This window comes from Agrobacterium sp. OT33, assembly GCF_017313365.1.
Lineage (GTDB): Bacteria > Pseudomonadota > Alphaproteobacteria > Rhizobiales > Rhizobiaceae > Agrobacterium > Agrobacterium rhizogenes_A.
Genome location: NZ_JAFLMZ010000008.1, coordinates 273,515 through 294,211 on the forward strand (window position 1 = coordinate 273,515; position 20,697 = coordinate 294,211).

19 protein-coding genes are annotated in these 20,697 nt (G+C 57.7%); 3 read left to right on the forward strand and 16 right to left on the reverse strand.

Features of this window, described 5'->3' with window-relative positions; translation table 11 throughout:
- Positions 1-147: 147 nt before the first annotated feature.
- The 5 genes from JZX88_RS19820 to JZX88_RS19840 all read right to left on the reverse strand — a co-directional run bounded on the left by JZX88_RS19820 (position 148) and on the right by JZX88_RS19840 (position 9,130).
- Positions 148-2,223 carry an AIPR family protein gene (locus JZX88_RS19820; protein ID WP_206914539.1) on the reverse strand — a complete coding sequence of 692 codons (2,076 nt, stop codon included), beginning with the start codon at positions 2,221-2,223 and terminating at the stop codon, positions 148-150.
- Positions 2,224-2,225: 2 nt separating this feature from the next.
- On the reverse strand, positions 2,226-3,215 hold the full coding sequence (locus tag JZX88_RS19825) for a PD-(D/E)XK motif protein (protein ID WP_007878181.1): 990 nt from the start codon (positions 3,213-3,215) through the stop codon (positions 2,226-2,228).
- A complete protein-coding gene (locus JZX88_RS19830; RefSeq protein WP_007878180.1) occupies positions 3,205-5,931 on the reverse strand; it encodes a Z1 domain-containing protein in 2,727 nt (908 codons plus the stop codon). The genes JZX88_RS19825 and JZX88_RS19830 overlap by 11 nt, the downstream gene beginning before the upstream one ends.
- Positions 5,924-7,402, reverse strand: coding sequence for an ATP-binding protein (locus tag JZX88_RS19835; RefSeq protein WP_206914540.1), 1,479 nt, complete (start codon positions 7,400-7,402; stop codon positions 5,924-5,926). Before JZX88_RS19835 ends, JZX88_RS19830 begins: the two co-directional genes overlap by 8 nt.
- A 117-nt stretch (positions 7,403-7,519) precedes the next feature.
- Positions 7,520-9,130: a DNA cytosine methyltransferase gene (locus JZX88_RS19840; protein ID WP_206914541.1), complete on the reverse strand. Its 1,611-nt coding sequence runs from the start codon at positions 9,128-9,130 to the stop codon at positions 7,520-7,522.
- 76 nt (positions 9,131-9,206) lie between these two features.
- Between JZX88_RS19840 and JZX88_RS19845 the strand changes: the two genes are divergently transcribed.
- The 3 genes from JZX88_RS19845 to JZX88_RS19855 all read left to right on the forward strand — a co-directional run bounded on the left by JZX88_RS19845 (position 9,207) and on the right by JZX88_RS19855 (position 11,275).
- Entirely contained in the window at positions 9,207-9,704 is a 498-nt protein-coding gene (locus tag JZX88_RS19845) for a very short patch repair endonuclease (RefSeq protein ID WP_039860526.1), read from the forward strand.
- 82 nt (positions 9,705-9,786) lie between these two features.
- Entirely contained in the window at positions 9,787-10,401 is a 615-nt protein-coding gene (locus JZX88_RS19850; RefSeq protein WP_007878164.1) for a type IV toxin-antitoxin system AbiEi family antitoxin domain-containing protein, read from the forward strand.
- Positions 10,394-11,275: a nucleotidyl transferase AbiEii/AbiGii toxin family protein gene (locus JZX88_RS19855; RefSeq protein WP_206914542.1), complete on the forward strand. Its 882-nt coding sequence runs from the start codon at positions 10,394-10,396 to the stop codon at positions 11,273-11,275. The genes JZX88_RS19850 and JZX88_RS19855 overlap by 8 nt, the downstream gene beginning before the upstream one ends.
- Before the next feature lie 688 nt (positions 11,276-11,963).
- Here JZX88_RS19855 and JZX88_RS19860 read toward each other — a convergent pair.
- From JZX88_RS19860 to JZX88_RS19905, 11 genes are all read right to left on the reverse strand, one after another.
- Complete coding sequence (locus JZX88_RS19860; RefSeq protein WP_128287348.1) at positions 11,964-12,497, reverse strand: 2'-5' RNA ligase family protein; 534 nt, start codon at positions 12,495-12,497, stop codon at positions 11,964-11,966.
- A 68-nt stretch (positions 12,498-12,565) separates the two neighbouring features.
- Positions 12,566-13,546, reverse strand: a complete 981-nt coding sequence (locus JZX88_RS19865) for an aldose 1-epimerase family protein (RefSeq protein WP_128287347.1) — start codon at positions 13,544-13,546, stop codon at positions 12,566-12,568.
- A gap of 52 nt (positions 13,547-13,598) precedes the next feature.
- Positions 13,599-14,108 (reverse strand): NUDIX hydrolase, encoded by a 510-nt coding sequence (locus JZX88_RS19870; RefSeq protein WP_128287346.1) that lies wholly within the window; start codon positions 14,106-14,108, stop codon positions 13,599-13,601.
- 234 nt (positions 14,109-14,342) lie between these two features.
- The gene (locus tag JZX88_RS19875) at positions 14,343-15,161 is read right to left on the reverse strand and encodes an inositol monophosphatase family protein (RefSeq protein WP_161974321.1); all 819 of its coding nucleotides are present in this window, start codon (positions 15,159-15,161) and stop codon (positions 14,343-14,345) included.
- Positions 15,154-15,954, reverse strand: coding sequence for a glycerophosphodiester phosphodiesterase family protein (locus JZX88_RS19880; RefSeq protein WP_080868302.1), 801 nt, complete (start codon positions 15,952-15,954; stop codon positions 15,154-15,156). Before JZX88_RS19880 ends, JZX88_RS19875 begins: the two co-directional genes overlap by 8 nt.
- Before the next feature lie 15 nt (positions 15,955-15,969).
- Positions 15,970-16,830 carry an ABC transporter permease gene (locus JZX88_RS19885; protein WP_128287345.1) on the reverse strand — a complete coding sequence of 287 codons (861 nt, stop codon included), beginning with the start codon at positions 16,828-16,830 and terminating at the stop codon, positions 15,970-15,972.
- Positions 16,820-17,749: an ABC transporter permease gene (locus JZX88_RS19890; protein ID WP_128287344.1), complete on the reverse strand. Its 930-nt coding sequence runs from the start codon at positions 17,747-17,749 to the stop codon at positions 16,820-16,822. The genes JZX88_RS19885 and JZX88_RS19890 overlap by 11 nt, the downstream gene beginning before the upstream one ends.
- On the reverse strand, positions 17,746-18,765 hold the full coding sequence (locus tag JZX88_RS19895; RefSeq protein WP_173995253.1) for an ABC transporter ATP-binding protein: 1,020 nt from the start codon (positions 18,763-18,765) through the stop codon (positions 17,746-17,748). The genes JZX88_RS19890 and JZX88_RS19895 overlap by 4 nt, the downstream gene beginning before the upstream one ends.
- Positions 18,762-19,700, reverse strand: a complete 939-nt coding sequence (locus JZX88_RS19900) for an ABC transporter ATP-binding protein (RefSeq protein ID WP_161974319.1) — start codon at positions 19,698-19,700, stop codon at positions 18,762-18,764. The genes JZX88_RS19895 and JZX88_RS19900 overlap by 4 nt, the downstream gene beginning before the upstream one ends.
- 58 nt (positions 19,701-19,758) lie before the next feature.
- Positions 19,759-19,947, reverse strand: coding sequence for a hypothetical protein (locus JZX88_RS26150; RefSeq protein WP_246753506.1), 189 nt, complete (start codon positions 19,945-19,947; stop codon positions 19,759-19,761).
- A gap of 13 nt (positions 19,948-19,960) precedes the next feature.
- Positions 19,961-20,653, reverse strand: coding sequence for an ABC transporter substrate-binding protein (locus tag JZX88_RS19905; protein ID WP_246753507.1), 693 nt, complete (start codon positions 20,651-20,653; stop codon positions 19,961-19,963).
- Between the last annotated feature and the right edge of the window lie 44 nt (positions 20,654-20,697).

A 20,697-nucleotide genomic window follows, 5' to 3' on the forward strand; every position in this document is an offset into this window, starting at 1 on the left:
GGGCCGCGTCTCCTTTACCCACGTCGTCAGGACGTGCGTGAACATCGGGTGTTGCGATGAATTCTGCGAGGCCGCTCGAGAGCTCCTGCCTTGCCCAGACCGTCCATATCGACACGATTCGAAGGCATGCTGCAGCCATGTCAACGCTCATGCATGCGCAGACGTTTGAAATCCGTCGGCCTCGAGGCGCTGGAGTATCTGCAGAAGCCGGGCACACTGTCGCTCTGTCGGAAGCCGTCCTGGTATTCCTGCGGCAACAGCGAGGATCGAAGCTTCATCGGGCGACAAGGCCTTCCGGCGGGTACCCCACGCCTTGACCTCGGACCAGAAACCGCCGCCACGCCTGAGAACCTCGGTCTGCGCCTCGATGCCGTTCAGCATTCGCTGGTCGCGCACTGCGCTCCGTCTATTTGCACGATGTTCGTCCCGCCCGACGAGCGTATCCTCCCAGTCTTCCGGCCATGAGACCTGCAGGGTCTTGACCCTCGCCCAGCACGCCTGCTGCTTGGCCCACTCAAGCGGGTTGGCGATTTCTCCCGGGCCTCCGGTGATCACCCCATGTACGGCTTCCAGCCCGCTGCAGAGGGTGCGCTCGAGAACATCGGATAGTCCCTGTCGTCGCCAGACCTTGTCGAGGTCAACAACACCCTCGATCCTGGCAGCATCGAACTGCAGTTTTGCGATGGCATAGGGCACGACGCGGGATCTTATGCCCCCGCCCTGATACCAGGACTGCTTCGTCACAAGTCGCTCTGCTTCACGGAATATAATCGCCTTGGCTATCGAGTGGCGGAAAAAATCCTCGTTGAACGCGTCCGAGTTCTTTTCCCATTCCTTGCCGATGCTGTCAGCAAAATGCACGAAGTTCTTCTGCGAGCCCCTGCTGACGATTTCGGGAAAGCCTCGCCAGGGGTTCAGGAACTTTGCAAGATCCGTCTTGTCGATCATCTGGCTCTTCGGAAACTCGACATCGAACTTTCGTTTCTGCGCCGTCTTCGGCAGGTTCCTCGCGTCCTGATACTGGCCCCGGGCCCGTTCGTAGAACCATTTCGATTCCCTGAACGTCCCGTCCGGTGACGGCGCGAAGATGCGCCGCGAGAACTCCTGGAACCGGATATGAAAGGCGTGATTTGCGAAGAAGTCGGCCGCATTCACCTTGTTCTGACTGTTGGCAAACTCTGATATTTTCGGGACCACGTCGGATGCCATCGACTGCTCGACAATCGACAGCTTCATCTGAACGAACACCTTGTCGAGGCCCGGCTCCTTCTTTCTGCTCGCAGCATGGATCGACGCGGTGGTCTGTCCGCCGTTGACGATCTGAAGGTTGCTGATGGAGGCAATCGCCAGGGTCCCGCCCCCCTGGGTGACCTTCACGCTCTCGGCGGTGGCCGTTATCCCGTTGTTGAAGGCAAAGAACATTTCCGGGTCGCGTTCGATTGTCGTCCTGATTCCCTTGTTCACACTGCCTCTGGCTTGAAGGAATACCCGGACATTCTGCTCGAGAAGCTGGGCGCCCCAGCGCTCGTAGATGGCAGCAAGGGTCGTCCCCGGAATGACAAGGAGATAGGCCTCGTAGCCTGCCTCCGACAGGTGCGCCGGCAGCGCTGGGATTGCGCCACCGAAGTCTTCGCGAAGGTCGATCTCGATCTCTTCCCGCCCATGTCCGGAAGAAACGAAACGGTGCAGTCGTGCGATGTCCCACACCGAGTATGCGACGGGAATGCCCCGAAGTTCGTTCGATTCCCTGCCTTCCACCCTGCTACTGAGCTGCCGATTGGTAATGAGGACAAGCTTGATCTTCTCAATGGTATCCCAGCGCTTCGCGATCATGTCGGCCACACCGAAGCCTGGCGAGGTTTCTTCCAGACCCTGCCTGAACGTCGGGTCGAGCGCCTTGGAAATGAAGTTCGTCAGTCTCTTGAACGCCGCGTCCATCTCCGCGCGCGAAAGTGATCTGATCTCCGAAGCCTGAGAAAAGTCCACGATGATGAGCGTGAGCTCGCCTTCATTCGAATTCGGATCGCCTGCGTAGCCATCGACACGTATGCCGCGCGACGACTGATAGAGTGCGCGATCTGCAGTGTCGAGTTCACCCGCATCGACCAGCTGCTTGCAGAAGAGGTCGAAGAATGCATCTTCCGTAAACTGGCCCTCGGCATCGGCAGATGCTAGCACTTCCTGGAAAAACTCGTGGTTGAACTCTGCCAGCTCCTCGGACACCCTCACCCCCCGCTGAGACCTGATCTTATCGACTCTTCCGGTAGAGCATATTCCTGACATTCCGACAACGCTACCGTGTATTTCACGCGCGCAACCCCCGGAAGACAGGAACTTGTCGTCAGGCGCGGAAAGCCATCACGAACCTGAAAGATTTCGAACTGTCCCTCGACCCAGAGCGATGTCGAATAGTCGTCTTCCCATCGGAACCCTGCAGCCTGCAGCCGCTCGTCGAGCAGAAGCAGTGCGCCCTGATCCAGGCTCTCGATCCTGATACGGATAGCGGTGGCGTAGTCGTTCAGGCTTCGGGCTTCCGGATGCGCAGCCTGGGCCTCGGAAAGATGCACGACGTGAAGAAACAACCGTTCAAGCCCGGCATCATCCAGCTGGTGCTCCGAGGATATAGTGACGGTGGAAACGGCGCCGGCACGTCGCGTCTTGACCTCGACCGCCGTCAGGCCGATCTCGAAATCCTTCGGTGCATCCGTAGGACCGATCCAGGCCAGCAGCGCGTCGCTCGCGCTCATTACGGGAAGAAAATGCCTGCCCAGTGTTATCAGTTCGCCAATGAGACCTTTCTGCTCCTCGGGAGACAGAAGTACGGACGAACCTCCACGGAGCAGGTGATGCCAGCGCCATGTTCTCGCCACCGCCCGACCGATGGCGTCGGTCTCGCTGGTCGCCTGGGACGTGGACGCGAGAATGCTGTTGCACAGTTCGAGGAATATGTCTCTGAGGGAGTTGTCGAGCAGGCGGATCAGGAGACGCCCCCCAATCCCTTCCTCGTGCGACTGGATTGCCACCTCGATCCCATGCAGTCGAGGTAGCGACGGGACAGCCTCAAGCGAGCTTTGATACTCCAGGAGAAGCAGATACCTCCCCGCCACATCCTTCGCCCAGAAGAAATCCCATCGACCCCCGGCATCGACGCGCCGGGCGCTGGCTGTTTCTGCACCAACGGGGACGCTCAGGGTCCTCCATGGATCACTGCTCATCGCCGGCCATCTCCTCCTCGTCGCCCTCGTTACGGAAGTGCTCCCTGATCCAGGTGGTGTTGACGATGTACTCCACCGTGTCCTCCTCCCTTGCCGTCCTCGGGAAGCTGATGCTGTATGCGACCACAGGCTGCGGATCGTCGGCAACCTTGTCGGATTCCGGATCTATCCTCAGGAGATGAACGATCAGGAGGGGGCGTCGCCGAACAGCGCGATAGATCTTGTCCGGGAAGTTTACCGGCTCGCCCTCTGCGGGCAGCTTTCCGTCCTGCTCAAGCGTGGCGAGATAATCACTGCGCGCCGACGCAATTTCGTCTGCCTCAAGTCCTGTCGCTTCGACCCCTCTCGAGGCGACACGCTGCTTGTTGGTGATATGCAGAGTCTTGGAAGTGCTCTGCTTCCCGGCGGTTCGGCGTTGACGGTTCAGCGTGATACCGAGATTGTCGTCGACCGTGTCCTCGTTGCCGCGCTCGACGCCTGCAAACAGAATATCCCAGCTCTTGAGCTCGTCATCAGCGCGAGCAAGGATATAGCGCTGGAGAGGATCTCCATCTGTCAGCAATGCCCCTTCGTGGTTCTGGAACTCCTTCAAAAACTGAAGAACGGGAGCAACCGGTGCTCCGGTCACCAGCCGACCGCCTGTGACGGTCGCGGCTCCTGTCAACGGATAGCCGTGTTCCTTGAGGCTCGCTGCGAGATTCTTCGCGGCCTTGAGGTTGAGTTTCAGCTTGTCGGCCGTCCGATGGAGAATTGCGGTCTCGACGAAGCTGTTGGCAAGACCGATCGATACAACCAGCCGTTCTCCAGAGCCCATCTTGTTCTTGGCCGTGACGAGCAATGTGTCGGGGTGGCTGCGCACCTTGAGACCGAACTGTTCGGGGGTAGCGTTCGCCGCCTCCATTCGCCGCAGCTCGTCTCTGAGTTCGTCGATTGACTCCGCGACATGGGCATACCATCCTTCCGCCTCTTCAGGCATCCAGACTCGGCAGAGATCATCATAACCCGGTCGATAGCCGAACCACCTGCCCATCTGCATGAGCGTGTCGTACATCATGGAATTGCGCAGGAAGTAGCTGACGATCAGGCCTTCGAGGGTGAGCCCGCGCGAAAGGGAAAACCCGCCGACAGCGATGACATTCAGGCCGGAGCTCTCATGATCGGCATAGGCGAGATTGCCCGCGGAACGACTGTTGACCTCGACGACACTGATCGGCGCGGCGGACGAATGAAGAGCCGCCTGCACTTCGCTCCACTCTGTCTCCGACGTGATTGAATACTCCTCCTGCCAGACCTCGTGAAGCGCGCGGATTTCCGGATCTCGCAAGGCGTCCCGCTCGGACTGGGCCCCGTTCACGCTGATACTTGCCTTGATGGCCTCAAGAGTGTCGTGGATCTCATTCCGAAGCTGCTGCTGAACGTCCGTGAAGCGCGATGCATTCACGAGCATCGAGTTGTGCGCCGACTGCTGGCCCCGGACGAGCCGTATTGCCCTCGCGACGATGAATGTTCTTATCGCCTTGAGAAGACTGTCGGGCAGCGCGGTGATCGCCGTGTCCCTGGGATGCTTGAGGGGAAGGATTTCGTCGTGATCCTCGATGTGGCGGATGATCTGCCTGGGCTGGTCGAGGAACACCCTGTTCGCACCGAAATAGTTGGAGGGCGGATCAAGACTGACGATGAAGTTTCTCGGGAACAGGTCCGCGCCCCTCATCTCGTCGGCAGTATCCGGATCGATGAAGATGTTCGCAAATGGCGTTGCGGTATAGCCGATATAGCAGCTGCGGTCAAAAAGCTTGAGAAGCGAACGGATCTGCCCGTTGATATTGGAGACAGCGCCTTTCCCATGCTTGATGTTGATGGACGCATTATCGGCTTCGTCGTCGATGACGAGCATGGGAGCCGAGATTGTCTTGGCGCCACGCTTGCGATTGTAGTTTCCCAGCCATTCGAGAAGAATACCAAGCGTACTGCTGTTCTTCTTGATGACGAACACGGCAGGTACTGAAAGCGAGTCCAGGTTGCCACCACCCTGGCCGGCGCCAGTCGAGTTGAAGTCGCGAACGGATGTGGTGAATGTCCAGGGATGGCGTGAACTGTCATAGCGCCCGACCCCGATGATGCGGTCACCCTTGGTTGACCCGAGTCGGGCGCTGTCCCTGCCGACGAAACCTTCGTCAATTCGCAGCTGCGTCTGGTTGCGCAGGTTATTGTGTATACCAGCGATGACAATGATAAGCTTGTAACCTGCATCGGCTGCCTTGCAGATGAGACCCGTGTAGTTGGCGGTCTTCCCGGACTGGACGTGGCCCACTACCATGCCCCGCCGATCCCATTCACCTTCCTTCCGAGGATTCTCCATCAGGCCGAGGATACGATCGGTCACCGCGTCAAGTGTCGCCAGGACCTGCCCTGAAAATCGCTTCTCGACGAGGAGCCGCCGATATCTCATCCAGTAGTAGCGGTCCATTGTCGGCTTTTCGCTCTCGAGCCACGGCGCCCATTCCCGGTCGACCAGCACCGAGCCAATCTTCATCGATACGCCGTGCTGGGCTTCGAGTTCGCGAGCCAGCCTTTCCGCGTCTGCGTCATCGACCTGGCAGTCCGGCACCAGCCTGAACTGTGTGATCCAGGATCTTATTGTTTCCGGAGTTGGCAGCACCGCCTTCGCGATGAACGGCTCGACCGCCATCCGCAGATTCTCGTAGTTTTCAGTCATCTCCCCTGCCCCCAAATCTTTCGTTCAGTATGTCTTCCGTTGCAGCCCAGTGCGATCGGAACGGCTCGGTCACCTGCATCATCAGCCTCACCTCTTCGGCGGACGTGCCTGAATTGACCAGATTCTCTGCTGTGAATTCAACGATCCTGCGCAGGGTATCGTCCGGGATGCCCGTGTTTCGCACGTTCTCCGGCTCACTGCCCATGTCTGCATAGAGGCTCTCCATCGGGATCGCCGATTCGATGAGGACTGTAAGGCGGTCAAATGCTGCCTTCTGCTCCTCGCTGAGAGTGTCGACAAAACCCGAGATCAGCGGATGCTCCGGATTTAGCCTGTAGAAAATCTCGTTCTTGTCCTGGTGCCGGTTCCACACGGGAAGGCGGGCATCAGACACCAGCTTCCTGCCGCGTGCGGTATATATTCGCTTCGAAGTCGCGCCGATCGTTTCAATGATGCGACGAAGCCTTTCGCGAACATTGAACGGAGGCTGGGCCGATGCCTTCTTGACGTCGATTTTCCACTCGGCGTCCAGGCCCGTGGGAATATCGATCTTCACCCGAGCCAGCTTGGTCAGCTCCGTCTGCCGCGCGAGGCCGAACCATGTCCCGTGAATGATGAGGCGACGTGCCCGGTAGACGTAGAAGCCCTGGTTCTTGAGGTAGCCGGCGCGACCTGCATTGCGCTCCCAGTCCGCCGCAGGAAGCTTCTTGTGGTGGGGAAGCGTGAAGCTCTGGATGGTGACAATGTGTCGGCCGGAGCGGAATTCCTCCGTAGGGCCGACTATTGTCGCTGGATTGCTCTGATCGAACGGATCAAAGCCTTTGAGTTCGCGATTGTTGAGCCGCATTCGCACACGGGCGTGGCCGCGCTCTCCCGAAATGTATCGATGGAATACCAGCTCGAGGTGTTCGCGTGCCAGGTCGAGTGACCGGACCAGATCCCCACGCTCACCCTTCGGGGCAAGCCGATCAAGAGCTTCCCAGATCACCAGGGTTCCCTGGCTCCCAAGCTGATCGCCCCACGGCTGGGCTTCGCTCGGGTCAGGTAGCTGCAGGAGCCATTCATTCTGCTCCGCCACGAAATCAAGGTCCCAGATCGCTGCAGATCTCACGCCGTCCCTAGCAGTGATCACGGTTAGACGCCTGCATTGCGAAAACGATGCGGTCTTCAGTCCCAGACCAAACCTTCCGAGATCCGTGCCGGTACGTTCTTCGAGAGGATTCCTGCTTCCTGGACGCATCGCTGCGATCAGCTCGTCCGGGGACATGCCACTCCCATTGTCCAGAATGGCAATCTTCGGATCATCGCCAGCGGTGTCCGCGAGAATGTCAATCAGACTGGCGCCGCTTGCGAGCGAATTGTCGATGATGTCTGCGAGGGCTGTTTCGAGAGAGTAGCCAATGTCCCGCAAACTCTCGATGAGGGTTGCAGCAATGGGTGCAGCCGGAAAGGTCCTCGCCTTTTTCTTCACGACGCCGCCGCCTGCCCCGATCGTATCATATTGTGTTTTCCAGCTCGGTCCGAGTCTGGAAGCAGGGCTCGCGGGCACTCGAAGAGTTCCCCTGCTCCCGGACTGGCAACGTCTTGATCAGGCGACATTCGACAGTCTGGCCCTTCCGATTTGTTCGTCTGCAGCGTCGGCATGCGCTGTGAGGATGGAAAACAGCGCCTCGCCGATCCAGCGGGCGAGCAAGGGGGGGACCGCGTTGCCGACCTGGATGTACTGCTCCGTCCGATTTCCCTTGAAGAAATAGTTGTCGGGGAAGGTCTGAAGTCTGGCTGCTTCTCGTACCGAAAGGCTGCGGCACTGAAGCGGATCCGGATGGATGAAATAGTGCCCGTCCTTCGAGATATGGCTCGTCACCGTCGTCGAGGGCCCGCCGGAAATCTGAACACGAAAGCGATCTGCAAACTTGCCAGTCTTCCAGTTCTCATGATTCGGGGAAAGCTCTTCGGGAAAATCGGTTGCCTTGGGTGATCGACCGACCACCCGGGCAAATACCGCCGCAAAGAAATACCGTGCAAGGTCGCTCGGCATATGGCTTCGCGTCGCGTGGTTCGGAAGGTTGGAAAGTCTTTCGTCAACAAGCCAGTTCCGCAGTTCGGCGGGGCATTCGGCGGAAATCCCGTTTCCCCATGCTTCGCGGCCCGGAAGCCGACTCATTCCCCTCAGGGCGGCGAGGCATTTTCGTGCCTGGACAGTGAAGGACAGCCGCAGGTCCTCAGTCAGACCGATGTCCAGATCTGCCACGAGGGCCATGGCATCTTCAACCACGGCACGCCATTCGTCATCGCCGTCGATACCACGGCTCAGCCCGCTTCTCAGCTTCGGCATGCCGTCGAGGACATGCTGAACAGTCGCCTTGAGAGTATGCCGCACCATGAGATCAGCCAGGGCCGCCGTCGGCAGACCTTTCGCGACATCGGCGCGCAGTCCTACAACGATGACCCGATGACGGGCCTGCGGAACGCCGAAGTCTTCGGCGCGCACGATGAAATCGGCAGCGCGTGGCTCGAAGGCCGACAAATCCAGCTGGCGGCGGGATCTCGGGTCAAGCGCGACGAGCCGGTATTCGGTGGCCCCCGGCCTTTCTCCACGAAGGTCGCGAAGGACCTGATCGAAGATCCGGTTCTCGCCATCCACGGATGACGACAGCATACCCTTGACGTTCTCCATGACGAAGGCGGCCGGCTGCAGACGATCGAGGATCCGGATGTACTCCTTGTAGAGGAAGTGTTTCTCGTCCGCGCTGGCGACGTAGTTCTTCTTCCCCTGATTGCGGGCTCTGCCGACAAGCGAATAGGCCTGGCACGGCGGACCACCGATCAGGATGGAGTTGCCGCCGCTTTGCTCGCGGATCTCGTCGATGCGTCCGTTGAGACGCTTCTCGGGATCTTCCTCTCCCAGTTCCAGCTGCCAGGCGTCATCCCCCGCCTTCGCCCATTCCCGCGGATATTCCGTCGCCCAGTCCGGCTCATCACCGCCCCGCGCCAGGAAGTCGTAGTACTGGTCCGGCAGCGCGCCATTGAACTGGCGCAGGAAGCTTCTTAGACGCAGAGTGGAATGCGCGGCTCTTTCCTTCTCGATAGAAAGGGCGATGTGATAGGCATGCTCATCCCCAATGCCGGGAACGCTCGAAAAGCCTTCCGCGAGCCCCCCCGGCCCTGCAAAGATGTCGACGACAGAATATGATGGCAAGAATCACGCACTTCGGAGTTGTAGACAGTATTTGCAATGAATATCATCTTCGTGTGGAAATGACAGGCAAAACGTCATGGTCGACGTAGTGAGTCCGGAAAAACGATCGCAGATGATGTCTGGCATCCGCGGCAAGAATACCAAGCCGGAGCTGACACTTCGACGTCATCTTCACGCGGCCGGCCTTCGATTTCGTCTCCACGATCCGGATGTAACCGGTCGGCCTGACCTTGTGTTCAAGTCGAGACGGGCAGCCGTGTTTGTCCACGGCTGCTTCTGGCACCGCCACGAGGGCTGCCACTGGTGCACCACACCAGCATCGAATCCCGAGTTCTGGGCCGCAAAGTTCGCACGCAACATCGCCCGGGACCAGGAAGTTCGCAATGCCTTGAACTCATCCGGCTGGCGGGTGGGCACTGTCTGGGAATGCGGCCTGCGCTCCCCATGGCTCGCGCTGACGCTGGAAGAGGTCACCTGCTGGATCAGGGAAGGAACGGAAAATTTTGAGAGTACTCTAGTGCGGCCACGCTCTATGAATCAGGAGAATCTGGTACATATCCTGGGTACAAAATGAAATTTTACCCAGGATATGTACCGTGACATGTGGTACAAAACCTGGGTAGAAAGTGAAGTTATACCCAGGATATGTACCAACAATGGCCCCGGAGACATCTCAGCAGGAGCGTCTGCTCACCTTCCTTGCCTCACACCCCATTGCCCGCGCATACGAATTGCGCGCTGCTGGAATAACCCCGTCGACGATATCGAGAGCCGTGGAATCCGGGGAACTGGTCCGGATATCCCGGGGCCTGTATCAGCATGTACTTGGTGACATGGACTCGTCCCAGGCCTTGGCGGAAGCCGCCAAGCTTGCGCCCAGAGGTGTGGTTGCACTGGTATCGGCATTGGCGTTTCATGGACTGACAGACCAGATCCCCCGCGAGATATGGGTGGCCGTAAGTCAAAGGGACTGGGCTGTCGCTCCTGCCGATTCACTTATCAGGATCATTGAATTCCGAGACACCTATATGACCAACGGCATCGAACATCACCGGATTTCCGGTGTATCGGTCCCCATATTCTCGGTGACCAAGACGATTGCAGACGTCTTCAGAAGCAAGGTAGTCGACCGATCGGTCGCGATAGAAGCACTTCGGGCGACACTCCAGCAGCGAAAGGCGAGTCCGGCGGCAATAACCGAAACCGCCATGGTGAACGGCGCTTGGAGGAAGATGAAACCCTATCTGGAGGCTCTGACCTCGAATGGCTAGGGAGATCAGAAACAGGGCGGCTTCCATAAAGCAGCAGCTCAGCAACCTTGCCCGTCGTGAAAGGCGGGTTTTCGAAATTGTCATGGTCCGATATGCCCTCGAGCGACTGCTCTTTCGGCTGTCAGCATCCGACAAGGCCGATCGCTTCATACTCAAGGGCGGAATGCTCGTCACGCTCTGGCTGGACGGAGACAACCGCGAAACCCGCGACGTTGATTTCCTTGGATACGGTCAGGCGGACGGAGATACCCTGAAATCGATCTTCGCAGGCATCATGGCAGTTCAATACGATGACGGGCTCGTCTTCGATGTCGACGGACTACAGGCGGAGGTCATCCGCGAGGAGATGGAATACAACGGTGTGCGGCTTCGCACGGTGGCTCTTCTGGAGCGTACACGAATACCGGTTACCATCGACATCGGGTTCGGCGATGCTCTTGCGGGAGCCGAGATGACCTCCTACCCTTCCCTCCTCGGCATGGAATCCCCACGCATTCGCAGCTACCCTCCAGCGGTCGTAATTGCCGAGAAACTTCAAGCGATCGTGGCGCTCGGCATAATCAACGGGCGGATGAAGGACTACTTCGACCTCTGGGCAATTCCCCAGGTCGTCAGCATTCCGGATGACGAGCTTGATGCCGCGATCAGTGCGACGTTCGAGCGCAGACGAACCGCGATCCCCTCTTCGCGACCACCGGGTCTGACCAGTGTCTTCTTCGAGGATACCGGCAAGCAGAGCCAGTGGCGAAACTATACCCGGTCGATCCAAGTTGCAGGACTGGCGCTTGACGAGGTGACGGACGCGATCTGGAACTTCGTGGGGCCCTGCTGTTCTCGTTTGCTTGCCGCATCAGTCACCACCAAAGACCCCTGACGCGCTAGAAGCGGACGAAAGCGCTATGCTCGGAACCGGAAGCTAGATAAGCACGGGGGCAGGCCCGCTTTGACCCTAGGCCTTATCGCAGGCAGCGCGGGCACGCACGATATGGTCGGCATGGCCGACACCAGCGGCCAGCTGCCTTCATGCAGCCCAACAAGACACCGGCTATTTCCTGAACCGAGATTTTCTATCCCCAGCTTTTCGCAACAACACAGTGCTTTGGCTGTGAGGACATCAAGCCTTCTGACCTGAGTCTGAGTTCCCGCCAACAATCGAGACCGGAGAGAGGCTGCCTAGTAGCTCATCCATCGGACAAGCGGCATTGTCATCGCCTGCGGCCAGCCCCGCTTTGCACCTGTCGATTCTGTAATTATGCGTTATATGTCGGGGATTTAGCGCCGACGATCATAGCTGTTTAGCGTACAGGATCGTAGTTCTCGGCCATTGTGGGATAGTGTAGCGTAGGGATTGGTTGCGGGGGCACGCAACCATCTCAACTTGCTTTTCCGAGCAGCAGCATAGCAGCGACCTTGCCAAGCGAGGTTTGAATAGGCCATGGGCGCCGCCGTCGAAGCAGCTACTTGTTGAGATGTGTAGTCTCGATGGCAGTTTTCCTTAATGGCACGCTCGTGGGCGATGCTCATACCTACTTGATCGCCAGGTCTAAAAGGGCGAACCGTAGTCACAAGCGGAACTCCGGCGGCTGCAACGACAATGTGTTCAAGATGCGAACCGGTGGCCAGGAAACGCAATCGACAGCATCGAAGCTCAAGGTCACGGGATCAAGAGGCTGGTTGGCAAATTCCAACACTCCGTCACGTTGGGTAATGTCAATCGCCATTGCGATTGTCAGATGCGGCGTCCACTGAAGCGGTCGATAGTGCGGGTCGCAGAGTCGCGGGTCGATAGTTCTATGGATTTCATCTTGCAGTTCGAAAAGGCGCTGATTGGAACGTGGCGACAGCCACAAGACAATTGGTTCAGTGTCAAAAAATGCGATGCGATCGAACGTTAGCGAGAAGGCCTTTACTTCCTGCAGTCTTCTTGCCGCTTCGAGTAGAAAAGCGGGGTCTATGTCAGAGTAGCGCGCCAGTGTGATATGTGGCGCGTATCCTAACGCTTCGATCGACGAATTGCGTTCAAAGACGGAGGCCCTTTTAACCAGTTGCCAAAATGGCTGCGCTTCGGATTCAGTGCGAATAGTTATGCCGAACATTGCCTTGGCTCCTTATCCTGCGCAGCAGTTGACCGATGGCTGCAATTATGTGGCGCGTCGCGCTGGCTTTACTGGCCTTTGTGATTGCCGAGCACGAGTTGCAGAGAATGCGCGCAGCTTTCCCCGGGCTGAAGCAGAGGTCGCTCTTGGGCGAGTTCGGTCCTCGGCTCCACCCCCAGCGCGTACACGCCTGACTGGTATGCGCGCCAGATAGCGAGCTTGGTTAAGTGCGTACGGCTAAATGTCAGACCAACGGATATGTCGAGCGCGGGATTGCTAAGCATGATCGAGCCCGCTTCCGGGATCTCACGACTATCAACAGAGTCCACCCGCTCGCCGTATTTGTCATTTGGTACAGGCGGGTCCACCAGCATTTTGGTCGATAGAAGCTCAGGCAATCCTGTGAATTCCGTGTTCTCGTCAAGAAAGGGATACCCGTAGTTCAGATGGTAGATGACGGCGTGATGCGACGGGACGAAGCCTCGATTGGTCACCGTATCGTCGATAGTAAGCTCGGAGTCGAACGCGCCAAGAGTGATCCGCCGGCGCAATTCGAGCGTTTCACCGAAGACACTCGCTTGCCGAACGATCCCTTCGCAGAAGATCTCGCCCGATTCCGGCTCGACACCATAACCAACCAATCGCGCCTTCTCAGTCGATATCCGGCCGTGCTGCGGCACTTTCTTCGATTTCAGGTGCGGATGATTGTAGTGGGAGATATCTATTTCGCGAGGTCGACTAATGTGATCAAGGCCGCAGGTCACCATGAAGCCATCGAAGTTGCGCATGAAGCCCCATCCCTCTTCCGAGCCGGGATCGACTGTGGGAAATCGCATCTGCGTGGGCGAATGCCACCCGATATTGATGCCTCTAAAAGAAAGACTGGCAACGTCGAAACCACGATCGACCGCCACTTCGAACGCCACCCCAGTCGCGTTGCGGGCAATCAGAATGCGTTGCCCGCGACCGGGGCCATCGTCCAGCGTCGCAAGTCGTATGTCCGCGACGCCTCTTAGATCAGGGGTTTTCCTAAGCAGATTGATATCCATATTGCCCTCTGTAGTTTGTCACGCACGGCAACTGTTCCCAAACCAACGTTGGTCAGGACGACGTCGGTTCAGGTTCGGTGTGGTGCTGCAGGTTGTTGAAAAGTCGTCGCAACCCAGGCTCTTGTACAGCCAGCGCTGCCTCGGCAGGTGAAAACCACTTGATTTGACGTTGTCCTCTCTCAGGGAAATCTTCCTCAAGTTTGGATACGGTCAGGAGGTGGGCTTGAACCAGACACGGGAAGATTTCATCTTTCGAAACCTTCTTCAGGTAGCTGAAGTGCCCGAACGGCGTCTTCTGTACATGGCCGCGCACGCCCGCTTCTTCCCAGGCTTCTTGCCGGGCAACCTGATGCAGTTTCTTTTTTCGCATCGGCCAACCCTTCGGGATTACCCAACGCCCGCTGTCGCGGCTCGTGATCAAGAGGACTTCGATCTCGTCGCTACCTTTAAAAATCCGCCTGTAGCAGATCGCGGCACATTGAGTTTTAACCTCATCCTTCGCGAGATCCGTAACGAACGGGAGGGGTGCGAAAGGTCCGGGCTTAGGCGCTTTACTCGACATCAGACCCCCCTGGCTTTCACACGGGTGTCACAGAAACCCGTTAGGTAAAGAATTGGGCCGGGCGGTGTATCAAAGGCTTTCAAATTGGTGTTCCAAAAACACATAGCGCGATAGAACCACGCCATCGGATACGGGTTGGATGCGGCGCCGCGAAAGTGCGCGACGCCTTTGGGTTTGTTGTACTGGCTGAAAAGCGCGCAGATTTGTGCATTGGTCCTTCAGCCAACTATGCGGTTAAGCGGCGGCTGAAAGGTTCTGCAGCAATGGTCTGGCTCTGGTCAGGAATTCTTTGCTGCCACATACGAAGCGGAGCTTTTGAGACAGTTCGATCCGATCCCAGTCAATTGTGTGAGAAGCACCAAGACCTGCCAGGATAGGCAGAGCCGCCATGACGTCCCAGGTTGAATCTCCCACTGACACATAGCCATCAGTCTCCCCCATCATCACCTCTATGAGCGAGAGGGTGGCGGATCCGCAGAACCGGAAGCTGATCTGCAGCTCGTCCGAAATAAAGCGGATCACTTCCAGCCGGTCGGCGGTTGGTACCGAAGGATGGAAGCTAAATCCGGTTGATGCTCGCGACATGTCGAGGGCCGGCAGCGGCTTGATCGGTTTACCATTAAGGAGCGGTTCGACCGATTTGCCTCCAACAAGCATCAGATCCCGGACTGGAGCGAAAATGGCACCGAACGCGGGCCGCCGATTCTCATAAAGACCGATCGAAACCGCCCAGTTTTGCCCCCCACGCACGAAGTTGAACGTTCCGTCGATTGGATCAATAACCCATATACGGCCCGACGTTCCTGTGATTTCGCCGCCTTCCTCACCAAAAATCCCGTCATCCGGGAAGGCTTCTTGCAGTCTGGCAATCAGGAATTCCTCAACCTGCTTGTCCGCCTGGGTCACGAGGTCCAGATGGCCCTTCGTTTCGACGGGAAGGTCTGCCAGGGATTCAAAATGGCTCAAGGCCAGTTTGCCAGCTTCCCTAGCGATGTCTTCAACAATCGCCTCAAACGGACGCGCGGAAAGAGTCGTAGGAGCCATCTCAACCATGGGCTCGGTCCCTGATCTTTGCCACTTGCGCGACGTCATCGCCCAGGAGCTGATCCAACTGACCTCCACGAACCCATTGAACGACCTGAGCTTCAATATCGACGCCATATTTCAGGAGTTTCTCGTGGTAGCCCGCCGGTAGGTAGCAGAATGCGGCGAAGCCCTCTTCGTGAAGTTGGCGAGCCTCTCCACTGGCGAAGTGGTAGATTTCGATGTTCATCGCGTCGAGGTTGGCCTGGCGCGCGAGAGCGGCAGGGTCGATCAGACGCGAATGCATGAGACCAACGGTCGGCACGTCAGGTATTGCCTGCTTAACAGCCTTCAGTTGAACGTAGTCGAACGAGGAAAACTGCAGAAGGTCCGCGCAACCCAGCTCGTCGATCAGTGCCCTCAGCTTCGGAAAGAACACATCGTTCGCGTCGTAGATCTTGAGCTCCAGCTGGTAGATAATACCGAGTTCGCGGGCGAGCTGCAGCGCCTCTTTCAGCAACGGCACACGTTCTCCGCTGAATTGATCGCCAAACCAACTGCCGGCATCGAGCTTGGACAGTTCGGAATACGTCATGTTCTGCACCAGACCGTGGCCGTTGGTGGTGCGGTCAACCGTCTTGTCGTGAATCAGGACAAGTTCGCCGTCGCGGGTAATTCCTAGATCGGTTTCACAAGTGACGTGTTGGCCACCGAATTCGAATGCCTTCCTGAACGCTGCGAGGGTGTTTTCGGGAGCACCCGCACTATGGCCTCTGTGACCGCCAAGACGTATCGTCTCAGGTGTCATTCTGAGCGGATTCATTTCAGTTCCTTTCATTTAACGCAGCCGCGCGTCGAAACGATCGCGCAAATAGTCGCCGAGCAGGCTTATGGACAAAGTGGTGAGCACAATAACGACGCCGGGTAAGGCGATGAGCCACCATGCAATTGCGATGTAGTTTCTCCCGTCAGCAACCATAAGCCCGAGGCTTGTCTCTGGAGGTTGAATTCCAAGCCCTAGAAAGCTCAGCCCGCTTTCCAAAAGGATGATTTCGGGGAAGTTCAAAGTGATCTGAACGATAAGTGGTCCCGCAATGTTTGGGAGAACATGACGCAGATAAATTCGCAGGGATGGAACGCCGACAATCCGGGCAGCTTCAGCATATCCTTCCTGGTTGGCGCTCAGTACAAGGCCACGCGTGAGGCGTGCATAGCGCTCAAATGACGCGACGCCCACGAGCATCAGAAGTATGAGCGGACTGGACCCGAGAAAGGCCAGCACGCCGAGGGCGAAAATGATGAAGGGCACCGATGCTTTCGCATCCGCAAATCCCATGATTGCGTTGTCGACCCAGCCGCCAAAGTGGGCAGCCAGGAATCCGAGGCTTGTACCGATAAACGCGCAGATCAAAGAGCCGAGAAGTGCAATCATCAAAGACGTCTGAGTTGCAACCAAGATATTGCTGAGGACATCGCGACCAAGATAGTCGGTCCCCAGCAGATGTCCCGGCGCACCGGGCGGCGCAAAGCGGGCAAGAGGTGACTGCTGAAGATAATCAAAGGGGCCGATCCACTGTGCCGTCACACCCACAAAGACGACGACAGCTATCCAGATCAGGCACAGCCAGATACTGACCGGAATCCGGCTGGCAGATTTCAGGAATTGCCTTTTCGGCGAAGCGAGCGTGTTAGTGGTCATTTTTTTGCAGCCTGATTTTAGGGTTCAGCACGGCATAGAGAACATCAACGATCAGATTGACCGTGACCATGAAGGCCGTGAAGAGGAGGATCATCGCCTGAACCACATTGAGGTCGCTTAAGGTTATGGCGCGCACAAACCCGCTACCCAGTCCTGGCCAGGCAAACACGGTCTCCACAATCGCCGACCCGCCCAGCAAACCGGCCGCCACAAAACCCAACATGGTCACCATCGGGATTGCGGCGTTGGGTAGTGCGTGGCGAATAACCACCTCCCACTTCGGGATGCCGTCCGCACGAGCTGCGGCGATATAAGGCTGTTCCAAAACCTCAATGAGCGCGGAACGTGCGAAGCGTGCGATCGCGGCAGCATTTACAAGGCCAAATGTTGCTACAGGCAGGATTGCGTGTTGCCAGGTGGAACTGCCGGAGCTCGGCAGCACACGTAGCCAGACAGCGAACACAAAAATGAGCATGAGTCCAAGTAGGAAGTTGGGCACACTATATCCAAGGACGGCCCCTGCCATAACAGACTTGTCGGCTGCACTATCGCGACGCACCGCCGCGACGATCCCTGCCGGAATACCGACAAGCAGACTCAATATGAATGCTGATATCGTCAGCGTCAGCGTTTTCGGGATACGCTCCGCAATGACGGCGAATACTTCGCGACCGTCTGCCGCCGACACCCCAAAATCACCCCTGAGCGCGTGGGCGACATAGATCAGGAACTGCTCGGGGATCGACCTGTCCAGGCCCCATGCCGTCCGGAATGCCGTTAACGCTTCTGGTGTCGCATTCTCGCCCAACATCGAACGGGCTGGATCGCCGCCCAACCTGAGAATAATAAAGACGAACGTCACGGTCAGGATGAGCACAGCCATTGCCCGGACCAAGCGGCCAAGTATGAAGTTCATCATTGCGCCACCTCCGCGTGCTGCGCCAGACCGACTGGTGAAGCTATCGATCTGGGGAATTCCTCCGCCCTGTGACACGCTGCCATTTGTCCCGCGATTGGCCGCAGCGCTGGGGTTTCGGTCACGCATCTATCGATCGCGAACGGGCAGCGAGACCGAAAGGCACAGCCATTCATAACCTTCCCGACGTCAAGTTCCCCCTTGATGGGCGGCTCGATATTTCGGACAGTCGGATCCATCGTCGGGACAGAGGCAAGCAGCGCTCGCGTATAGGGATGTCGCGGCCACTCATAGACAGATTTTATATCACCGGTTTCCACGACACGGCCGAGATACATGACGGCGATGCGATCGACGAGATGACGAACTATGCGCAGATCGTGGGTGATGAAGACATAAGCGAGATCCAGCTCCGTCCAGAGAGACCGCAGGAGCGCGACGACCTGAGCCTGCACCGAGACGTCGAGAGCCGATACCGCCTCATCGAACACGACCAGCTTGGGATCGAGGATAAGTGCGCGTGCGATAACGACGCGCTGCCGTTGGCCACCCGACATCTGGTGCGGATAGCGGTTCATCATCGCACTTGAGAGACCGACACGGTCGAGCATGGCCGCAGCCCGATCCCGCGCTCCTGTGCGATCTGCGACGCGGTGCACCCATACGGCTTCAGCCACCTGCTCGCCGATTGTCATTTGCGGATTAAGGGCGGAAAGCGGGTTTTGCTGTACCAGGGATGTTTGCTTACGAAACGCCGACCAGTCTCGCGCTGTGCGATCCGTGTGCGCCATCCCGTCGAACAAGACTTCCCCCTCGGTTGCGGAAGCCAGTCCAAGAAGAAGTCGACCGAGTGTCGATTTCCCGCTGCCGGATTCTCCCACCACACCTATCCGTTCGCGTCGAGCGAGTTCAAGATTGATGGAGTTCACCGCCACGTGCACGGACCGCTTCGTGAACAGTCCGGACTTCAACCGGAAGACCTTGGTGACGTCTCGGGCTTGAAGAAGAGGCGTACTCATGGGCTCACCGGATGATAGCAGGCGGCATCGTGGAGCGGGCCGACATTGATAGAACCGGGAAAACTGGCGATGCATTGCTCGTTCGCGCGAGGACACCGCGGATGGTAGTAGCATCCGGCAGGAAGGTTATCGAGAAGGGGTACGGACCCTGGAATCGGTATTGGCGGTTCGAGATCGTCCGGGTCGATTATCGGCATGCAGCCGATCAAGGCGCGAGCATAAGGATGCGCGGCACGCTCCAGCAACTCAACGACCGGGGCTGTCTCGACGATTTTGCCGCAATACATGACCGCTGCACGATCGGCCAGGCGAGCAATCACGCCCAGATCGTGTGACACGATCAGAAGCGCCATGCCCGTCTCTGATCTGAGCTCTTCCAGAAGATGGAGTATCTGGGCCTGCGTCGTCACGTCGAGTGCCGTTGTGGGTTCATCGGCGATCATCAGTTTTGGCTTGGCAGCGAGTGCGTGCGCGATCATTACGCGCTGGTTCATGCCGCCTGAGAACTCGTGCGGGTAGGACCGAAGGCGGCTCTTGGCGCGGTCAATGCCGACTCGCTCCAGAAGGCGCATGGCTTCCAGCCGCGCATCGTTACCCTTCAGTCCTTGATGACGATAGAGGCTGGATTCCAGATAGTAACCAATCGAATGCACTGGATTGAGGCTACTCGTCGGATCCTGATAGATCATCGCGATAGTCGGCTTGCCATCACCTCGCTGATCGACATCAAAATTGATGGAACCTCCGGTTTGAACAATCCCCCGCGGTAACGCCTTTGCTATGGCATAGCAGGTCATGCTCTTCCCGCAGCCGGATTCGCCGACGAGTCCGAGCGTCTGACCCGCATCCAGCGAGAAACTGACACGGTTTATGATGGTGATGTCTCGCGCCGGTACCTGAACGACCAGATCGCGAACTGTTAGTAGATTTGACAACTCAAACTCCTCCCGAAGGCGGCGCGCGTCTGCAACGCGCGCCAACCCGCTAGCGCGTTCAGCCGAAGCTGAGATTGTTGCGGAACTCCATCATTTCGAAGCTGACCGGCTTCCAGTGGACATCCTTGCGCGCGGCGTAGACGTCGTATGGCTGGTAGAGAATGACGGCTGGCGCCTCCTCTTCGAAGATGTCCCGCATACGATTGTAGGCGTCGAAGCGTTCCTTACCATTTGGCAGGATCGTCACCTTCTCGCATAGCTCATTGAACTCGGCCGGTGCCTTCCAACCCCAACGTTTTTGAACCTGACCGTTGGGTCCGAACTCGGGAACGATTGTGGCGTATGCATCCGTCATCCACTGCCCGTTTGACCAATTTCTGATCCAGGTCTGGTTGTCGGGAGGAAAGCTGCCTGGCGCGTAGGTTTTCATGACCACATTGACGCCGATCTGCTTCCACATTTCGATCATCATCATCAACGCGGGCATGGCGTTGGCGTAGTAGTTGCCCATCGTGTGGTAGGTGATTGGCGTACCGTCGTAACCGCATCGCTTCAGGACCCCAGAGCCGTTCCGAGGAGAATGTGTATGCGACATCTTCCGCAGTCAGTTCCGCGCCGTCGTGGAACTTGACCTTCTGGCGCAGCTTGAAACGTACCGACTTGTCATCAATCCGCTCCCAGCTCTCGGCGAGCGCCGGCACCAGGTCGATAGCATTGCCGGGCGCTCCCTTGGCAAAGAAATCGCGCGCAATCAGCGTGTCGAAGATCTGATTGACGATGCGGGGACCGACATTGCTGATCGCATTCACCGGCTCCAGCGAGTTCGGCAATCCGTTTACACCGAGCCGAAGTTCCCGGCGTTCCTGCGCGAAGGCGAACCTGGCGCCTGCAGTTGAAGCGACCGCTATTGCAGCGGTGCCCATCATAAAATGCCTGCGATTGGTCTTAAGCATTTAGTTATCCTCCCAGATCGTGTGAATGTGGTTGATATTTCGTG